We start from the raw sequence: 736 nt of genomic DNA, 5'->3' as shown, positions 1-736 counted from the left end.
CCTGCACGTGAGACGCCTACGCCTATTGTTCGGTCCCGTTTGCCTAGATGTCCCAGATCGGTGCGGGGTAGGTGTGGGACCACCCATCCCGAAGTCGGTGAGCGGCTCGGTCGTACGCCTCGAGCAGGTTCATCGCGGGACGCACCATCGACTGCAGCTGCAGCCCCTCGTACACAGCAATCAGCTGCTCCGCCCCACGGGCGGGATCCATCGTGCCGGGCTCGCGGCCGACCTCGATGTCGTGCACCAGCGCCCGCTGCACGAAGGCGTGGAACTGCAGCCAGCGCTGCTGCAGCAGCGGCGCGATCGGCGAAGTCCGGCCCGCGGCGATGTTCACGGTGGCCGTAAGCAGTCGCATCAGCGCCGGATCAGCGATGTTCGCCTGCACGATCGCGCGCAGGAACGCCACCGCGCCCTGGCTCGCGGCGATCGGCAGGATCGGCTCCATGCGCTCGGCGTTCCAGACCTCGATCACTGCGAACACCAGCTCGTCGAACGACGGGAACTGCTGCTGCACCGCGTCGACCTCACGACCGGTGGCTTCTGCCAGCAGCGGCAGCGAGACCTGATGGAAGTCATGCGCACGGAACATCCCGATCGCTGCGGTCACCAGCTCCAGCCACAGATCTGCGCCCGAGGGCTCCGTAGTCGGCTGTGAGCCACCGGCGGAGCGGGGTATGCGGTCGGTCATGGCGGATACAGAACCAGCGTGCTGCCATGCTGCGCAGTCCCAGTG

General features: G+C 67.3%; 1 protein-coding gene. It reads right to left on the bottom strand.

Going from position 1 to position 736, the window contains the following annotated elements; translation table 11 throughout:
• Window positions 1–43 precede the first annotated feature (43 nt).
• Window positions 44–736, bottom strand: a 693-nt coding sequence (locus tag ACFSBI_RS16255; protein WP_377936789.1) for a TetR/AcrR family transcriptional regulator, incomplete at its 5' end; no start/stop codon positions are given.

Origin of the sequence: Amnibacterium endophyticum, assembly GCF_042680685.1 — a bacterium.
Lineage (GTDB): Bacteria > Actinomycetota > Actinomycetes > Actinomycetales > Microbacteriaceae > Amnibacterium > Amnibacterium endophyticum.
Note: the sequence above shows the minus strand (reverse complement) of the source record. Positions and strands in the feature narration are given on the sequence as shown.